8 protein-coding genes are annotated in these 6855 nt (G+C 65.4%); all 8 read right to left on the bottom strand.

Annotated features, from left to right (window positions below; translation table 11 throughout):
* On the bottom strand, window positions 1-1905 hold a 1905-nt coding region (locus MKI88_RS20870), incomplete at its 3' end, for a hypothetical protein (protein ID WP_241633481.1).
* Complete coding sequence (locus MKI88_RS20865) at window positions 1905-2357, bottom strand: hypothetical protein (protein ID WP_241633480.1); 453 nt, start codon at window positions 2355-2357, stop codon at window positions 1905-1907. The genes MKI88_RS20870 and MKI88_RS20865, both read right to left, overlap by 1 nt.
* Window positions 2357-2776 (bottom strand): hypothetical protein, encoded by a 420-nt coding sequence (locus MKI88_RS20860; protein ID WP_241633479.1) that lies wholly within the window; start codon window positions 2774-2776, stop codon window positions 2357-2359. The genes MKI88_RS20865 and MKI88_RS20860 overlap by 1 nt, the downstream gene beginning before the upstream one ends.
* A gap of 17 nt (window positions 2777-2793) precedes the next feature.
* Window positions 2794-5043, bottom strand: coding sequence for a hypothetical protein (locus MKI88_RS20855; RefSeq protein ID WP_241633478.1), 2250 nt, complete (start codon window positions 5041-5043; stop codon window positions 2794-2796).
* Window positions 5040-5663: a hypothetical protein gene (locus MKI88_RS20850; RefSeq protein WP_241633477.1), complete on the bottom strand. Its 624-nt coding sequence runs from the start codon at window positions 5661-5663 to the stop codon at window positions 5040-5042. The genes MKI88_RS20855 and MKI88_RS20850 overlap by 4 nt, the downstream gene beginning before the upstream one ends.
* Before the next feature lie 15 nt (window positions 5664-5678).
* Entirely contained in the window at window positions 5679-5876 is a 198-nt protein-coding gene (locus MKI88_RS20845) for a hypothetical protein (RefSeq protein ID WP_241633476.1), read from the bottom strand.
* 75 nt (window positions 5877-5951) lie between these two features.
* Entirely contained in the window at window positions 5952-6395 is a 444-nt protein-coding gene (locus MKI88_RS20840; RefSeq protein WP_241633475.1) for a hypothetical protein, read from the bottom strand.
* Between the two features lie 54 nt (window positions 6396-6449).
* Window positions 6450-6855 (bottom strand): phage capsid protein (locus MKI88_RS20835; RefSeq protein WP_241633474.1); only part of this gene is annotated, 406 nt, incomplete at its 5' end.

The following is a 6855-nucleotide window of genomic DNA, read 5'->3' as shown; positions in this document are numbered from 1 at the left end:
TCCGTCGGGGGCCTCCCAGCGATAGACACCGTCGCGAACTGCAACGGGAGTGAAGCGGCGTTTCACCGTCGCGGCATCCGCCGGCGTTCCATCGGGGTTCACCATGCCAGTGAAGTTTGCGACGCGCGCGATCCGCCGATCGAACTCGCCCTGGTTCATGGACGTTGGCAGCATCGTCTGTCGGTCATTCCAGCTGCCGACACCACCGCGCCGGATGCCGCCTGACCAGTCGCCACCGAGCGCCATGTGGATCGCCTCGCTGAAGAGCTGCTCATTCCATGCAACATCGCCGGCGTCAGTCGCCTTGCTGGCATAAATGTTTCGCGCGGTCTCGAGCGTGGCGTTGGCGAACTGGGGACCGAGCCGAAGCATCGCGCCGCCCGCCATCTCCTGGAAAGCGTCGCCAGTTTCCTGCTTTGGGGCGAGCTTCTCATTCCCCTTGCGGAGCTCGGCGCCGCGGAAAATGAATGGCCGATATTTGGGATAGAGCGTTACCGCGCGTTCCATGACGAGATCGCCTGGCGCCACTTGGCGCACCGCCGCCAGCGCGCCCGTCGGACCAAAGCGCGCGAGGCGGTTGGCCACATCGAGGCGCGCGGAAGGTTTGCCGGTCTGGATCTCGCCTGCGAGCTGAGCGGCCTCTTCATCGGTGAAGATCGTCAGCGGCGCGCCCGTCGATTGCGTGACCGCCTTGGCCTGGCTGAGGCGGCGATCGAGCGACGCTGGATCGGAGAAGTTGACGGGCTCGAAGCGTGTGCCGTTGCGCGCTGCGAACCCGAGCGGATCGTTCTTGAGCTCCGACGTCCGCGTCGGAAGGATCGAGGCGAGCTGGTTGCGCTCGATCACCAGCTCGGGCGGAACCTTGTCGCCCGCCGCCGAGATCTGCGCATCAAGCGCCTTGATCCGCGCATCGATCTGGATCGGTGTCCACGCCTTGCTCGAGGCGTTCACATTGTTGACGACATTGGCCTTGCCGAGATCATAGATCTCGCCCTCGAGGCCATGCTTGATCGCGAGACCCTGCATTTCGCTGATCTGTTCGGGCGGGACGGGCACGCCATCGGCGAGAAGCTTCTGGAATGTGTTTATGCGCTCGCGCGCCTCGGCCTTCTCCTGTGCCGCCTGGCGATCAGCCTCGGCCGCGGCGCGGCGGATCTCGATCTGCGCACCGTTGCGCGCCTGCTCCATCTGGCGCGGATCGAGGATCTCGTCAAAGGCGCCGCTGTCGAGCAGCGCGATCGCGGACGCCGGATCGCGCTCGTTCAGGCCGTTGAGGAAACCCACCGTGACGGTTTCATCGTGATATTTGTGGAGCTTTTCCTTGGTTTCAGCCGGCACGCCGCCCAGCGCATCGATCGCCTGGCGGCCGAGGCTCAGCTCCTCGGCAAATGCCTTGGGATCGTGCATGCGGCTCGCTCGGTTCGCGGACGCGTCCGACGCATCCTTCTGATCGGTGACCAGCTTGCCGACGCGCGCGCCCTGCTCGAATTCATATTCGCTGCTCTCGAGGCGCGAGCCGAATTCTACGAGTTGCGTCTCGGCCTGGCGCCGCACGCGGTCTTCGGTGATCCCCTCGAGCAGCCCCGCGCGCGTCTTCTCCCAGGTGTCGCGCATTGCGGCCGTATGCCCCGCTCCGCCGGGAGCGGCGCCATTTCGCGCGTCGATCGACGCCTTGTCCATCGCTTCGCGCGCCTTGGCGAAGCGTGCATTGAAATCCGCGACCTCGCTGTCCGCGCGTTGCTGGCGCTCGATCTGGTATGCGCGGATTTCATTCCGGTGGATTGCCTCCCCGGTCTGGACGAGCTCGGCGCCAATGCCCGCGCCAAACGCATCAGCCGACGCCCTGGGCACGCCCGCGGTCGCGCCACCGTCCACTTGCGGGCGATAGATCGGTTCGACCGCCATCAGCCGCCTCCAGCTTTCGGGGCACTGGATCCGGAGCGCGCGGCCGCCCAGTCCTCGCGCGTCTGGTATGCGGCCGATGCCGCGCCCATCATGCCCTGCACAAGCGCATTCTCGCCGGCAGCATAAGCGATGTCGCCTTCCTCGCGGCGCGATCGCGCACGTGCAGCAGCCTGTCGGCGCGCAGTGAGCGCATCGAGCGTCGCGTTGATCGCCGATTGCTGCAGGGCGTCGAGCGCGGACCCTGTGCCGGGCTGAAACCCGTTTTCGGCTTGGGCCCCCATTTGCTGGCCCATCGCGATGCGCGCGGCATCGCGGATCCGTGCTTCGTCGGCCACGCCATCGCGCTCCGCGTTGATCGCATCGACGCGAGCGGAGGCGCGATTGTATTTGCCCATTTCATAGTTGGCGACGCCGCCGACGATGTTCCCCGCGATTTGCGCTACGTCCGCCATCAGCGCACCCTCTCGAAAAGCAGATGATCCTCGCTGAGCGCGCCAAACTTGCGCAGCAAAGCCACCGGCGACAGGCCGGCCATGCGGGCCCAGACACATTCGGCATCGATGCTCGTGCGTACGATCGCCTCGATGCGGACCAGCGGGCTTTCGGCGATGCGCCGGCGTGCATGCCTCGTGATCGCGAGGTGCGCCGAACCGACGCCTTCGGCGAGGATCGCCCAGGCAACACCCTGCACCCCCGGGAAGGTCTCGCGGATCCCTAGGCAGGCCACGGGCTCGCCGTCGCGCAGTGCCGTCCAGGCCTCGCCGCCGTTGATCAGGTCCTGAGCGATCTCGGGCGTCATCACGGCCTCGAGGCCAACCTGCACGCGCTGAGAAGCCTGACGACGGATCGTCATCGCATCGTCGACCAGCATGGGGCGAATGATCACGCTCATTTGTCGGAGAGATCGATCTCGGGCATCGCGGCGACGATCACCGCTGGCACCGGATCTTCCGAAACAAAGGTTGCGCGGCCAGACTTGTCCCAACCGCCGCTCACCGCCTTGTTGCTGTCGCCGTTGTACAGCGGGACGGGCGCGTCCATGTCGGCGTCCGCGGGGCGGTCGATCAGCTGGTCGAGGATCCCGCCGAACGCGCCGACGCGGATCCCGATCGTGTCGAGCAGGCGCAGGGCGATGCGAACCAGGCGCTGGCGTTTTGCTTGCGACGTGTTGCCGTTGACTTTGAGCTCGGGCCTGAGCGTGACCGCGGTGGCCGTGAAGGGAAGGCCGACCGCGATGATGTAAGGCTCGGTCGGCGCCGCGGTCGCCGGAATATCGAAGGACCCATCGGCCGCGACCTCGATACCCGGCACAACACCTCCGCCCGCGAGCACGGCCACAGTCTGGTTTGCAAGGTGCGTCGCGCCACTGAAATGCGTCTGGTTGGCGGCCGCGATCGCGCGAACGCCGCTGTCGACGAAGAACGCCATCTCGATCGGATCGCCATCGTCGCGCCAGGCGGCCATCCGCTCGACGCTCTTTGCGCCGGCGCGTTCTACCAGCGCCCATACCTCATCGGTTTTGCCGTCGGCCGCCACGATCGAAACCGCGCTCAGGATCTTTGCCGCACCATCCGAATGCCGGATCCGCGAGAAACCCTTGATGTCCTGCTCGGGCTGATGCGGATGCGCGATCATCTGCCCATCCCCGCGCACCGCGAACAGCAGCTCTTCGGGCTCCTTCTGGAAGGCATACTGGATCACGCCGCTATGGGTGATATGCCGGCACCAGACCGTTGCATTCGCCGCCACATAGCGATCGCGCGCAAAGTCATATTGCGCCTCGCGCAATTTGCGGCCGCCGCGCTGGACAAAGAAGGTCGATGTGCCCAGCTGCGCGGGCCACACGCGCTCGCTGCCGTAGAAGCTTTGCGGCTCGGCCGCGATGTTATCGCCCGATATCGCGGCCGACGCATTGATCGCGCCGATCGCGAGCTCGCGCGACGCGGTCCCCGCAATCAGTTTGCGATCGCCGGCGGCCCACAGCACGGGATCCTCGGTCGCGATCGTTCGACGAAATGCGAGATCTCCGATCAGCAGGCCCGACGAGGTGAAGGTCGCGAAATTGACCGAACCGCCGCCATAGTCACCGGCGACGCTGCCCACGATGTCGAATTCCTTGAAGAACGTCAGCCGCCCGGCCCACAACTTCACGACATTGGGCCAGCCCTTGGCAGCGGAAAACAGTGCGTGCGCCCAGCGGAATGTCGCCACGGTTGTCACGCTGTCGGGCAGCCGGCGGATCACGTCGACCGTGGCCGTGGTACCGCCGCCGCCGATCGCGGTTATCTTGACGATCCCGAACTTGTCGTGTCGGTAAGTCCATTTGACGCCATAGGCGCCGGCACTGGGCTTGCCGTTTACGTCCTGCCCGACGTTCGAACCATCCCATTCGGTGCCCTGGGTGTGGATCGGCTGCACCGTACCGGTGCGCCCAGCGGTGGCGGCGGTATAGGCCTTGCCATCCGATCGCCGGACCTGGCCTACCGTGACGCCGTCGAGGCCCGCTTCCCATGCCGTGATGTCGGAAAAGTCCTGCGCCTCGATACGGAGGAGCGCGCCGACATGGCCGGGCAGGAAGATCGGAGCGCTGGCGGTGATCGTGATGCCGTTTCCCGAGGTCGCGCTGGCAGTTACGGTAACCGCGCTATCCGCGTTGGTATCGGTGAAGGGTCCGTTTTTCAGCTCGAGCGGCGCATAGGAAAATGTCGTGGCGCTGGTCCGCAACAGCGCTGCCGGCGGATGCGCGGGATGCACCAGGTAGAGCCGGTCATAGCTTTGCTGAAACCAGACGAACGGCGCCTGGGCTGCGGTGTATGGCACCGACACTTCATAGGGCACGCCCGGAGACGTCTCGATCCGCGCGCCATTCGTGAAAAAGCGGAGCTTTCCCTCGCTCCACTCGATCGCATATTCCTGCGTCAGGCTGAATTTGAACGTGCTCAGCCAGCTCGCGCTCGCAGCGCCGGCGGTGATATATTCGAAGCCCGGGCGCTTGACGATCGGCCCTTCGACCGTAGGCACGAAATTCTCGCAGCTCTCGAGGCCGATCGCATAGATCTGCGTATCGACGCGGCCGCCCATGCGCGGGCTGAGCTCGCCGCCATTGAAACTGGTCAGGATCGGGGTGTGGACGCTCACGACGTCGGATAGCCTTTGGGGATGCCATAGGGCGGGCCCGATCCGCCATCGCTGAAGCGCGCGAGCTCCCATTCGGTGGGCTCGAATTCAACAGGCGGGTTTTCGCGAGCGTCGCTGCGCTTGGCCGCGCTCACCTTGCTGCGATAAAGTGCCCAGCCCGCCTGCTTGTCATAGCTGCTACCAGCGATGCGCTCGCCCGCATGATAGGCCATCAGCGCTGCGAACGCGCCCGTGAAGGCAGCATCCCAACGCGCCGTCTCGGCCACGTCGATGAGATAGCGGATATAGATCGGCCCGGAGCGGTTGCTCAGGATCGAAAAACCCTCGAGCTGGTAATCCGACCTGGTGCAGCCCAGCACCTCGATGAGGCGGAGGCTGTCTGCGGGCAGGGGAAAGCTGAATGCCCAGGGATAGGGCACGTCCTCAAGCGCCTCGGCGGCGAGACCCTTGCGCCGCGTCGCGAAGTTCCAGCTATGCTCGCGGATCGCCTCCTGGCGCACGACATCCCACAGCGCGCGGAATGTGCGGCCCATATGCGTATCGTCATCGGGGTTGCGAAGCTGATCGTCTTCCCCGATGAGCGATGCCGCCATGTTAGCGATTGCGACGTAGCTGGCCATGGCCGCCCTTTCAGATCAGAGCGGAGGCCATTTGCCGGCGTGGATTTTCTGCGCGATGTTGTCGATCATGATCAGGGCATCGCCCTTGGTGATCTTGGTATAGTCGATGTTGAGCGACATCGTGTCGCTCTGCGCCTCGGCCGCGCCGGCGGCGACGACGACATCCTTCAGGTTCGGCTTTCCGCGCTGCGTAGTGAACTTGGCCTGGCCCATCGTCCTGTCCCTTCAATTTGCTGCACCGGGGCCGGGTCGACGGTCCTGGCCCCGGTGCCTCGCGCCCGATCGTGATCAGGCGGAGATGGAGTATTCGAGCTCGAAGCCGACGATCGCGGCGACGGGCAGCGCGAGTGCGGCGACCGTCATCCAGACCTCTTCGTCGGCAGCGAGCGGGGCGTCGTCCCACGCGGATGCCTTGGGGCCGATCACCGTCGGGCGGTCGAGCGGCGTGGTGAACACGGTTGCGGCCACGTATTTTGCGGGCGTAGCGGTCGTTCCGATCGCCACGGTCGACGTGCTGAGCGACGTGTCCGTGACGAGCCAGATCCGCGAGAGCGACGCGCCCGCGGGAAGCTTGCCCAGATAGACGCGATCGCCGATCGCATCGGCGAGCACCTGCTTCGTTCCGCGGATGCGGCGCAGCTTGGAACCAACCAGGCGGCCATCGAGCTTCTTTGGCGGGTTCAGCGTGCCATCGGCGACGCCCACCTGCTCAACAACATAACGGTCTGCCATTTCTTGTCTCCCGCCGGGGGAAGCGCCGCAGCCAGGCCGCGACGCCTGCGCCGGTTAAGCTTCGCTGTTGAGGATGATCCCGACCTTGCCCGCCTGGGTGCGCGAGCTCGCGACCGTGGTGCCCGCGAACACCTGGATCGAGTGCAACTTCTGCGGCAGCGCATCGATCGAGGTGCGGAGGCGCTGCCAGACGCGACGGCGAACGCCCGACTTCACCCAGAAGGGGTTCTTGCGATAGCCGCTGCCATCGACCGACAGCGGGCTCGAGAACTTGAGCAGCGGGTTGGAGAGCTCGAGCTGGATGATATTGAAGCCCAGGAAGCGCTTCAGCACGCCATTCTCGTACTCGCCGCCGAACACGGCCTTGAAGTCCGCCGATGTCGCCGGCACTTCACCGAGGATGTCGTCGCACTGCTCGGCCGACAGGACCATGAACTTCTGTTCGTTCATGTCGTTGTAG

This window comes from Sphingomonas sp. LaA6.9, assembly GCF_022601895.1.
Taxonomy (GTDB): Bacteria; Pseudomonadota; Alphaproteobacteria; order Sphingomonadales; family Sphingomonadaceae; genus Sphingobium_A.
This window is presented reverse-complemented; position numbering and strand designations above follow the sequence as displayed.

Excerpts from the sequence above, each read along its gene's own strand:
- MKI88_RS20865 (WP_241633480.1), bottom strand. The coding sequence starts at position 2,357 with ATGGCGGACGTAGCGCAAATCGCGGGGAACATCGTCGGCGGCGTCGCC.
- MKI88_RS20860 (WP_241633479.1), bottom strand. The coding sequence starts at position 2,776 with ATGCTGGTCGACGATGCGATGACGATCCGTCGTCAGGCTTCTCAGCGC.
- MKI88_RS20850 (WP_241633477.1), bottom strand. The coding sequence starts at position 5,663 with ATGGCCAGCTACGTCGCAATCGCTAACATGGCGGCATCGCTCATCGGG.
- MKI88_RS20845 (WP_241633476.1), bottom strand. The coding sequence starts at position 5,876 with ATGGGCCAGGCCAAGTTCACTACGCAGCGCGGAAAGCCGAACCTGAAG.
- MKI88_RS20840 (WP_241633475.1), bottom strand. The coding sequence starts at position 6,395 with ATGGCAGACCGTTATGTTGTTGAGCAGGTGGGCGTCGCCGATGGCACG.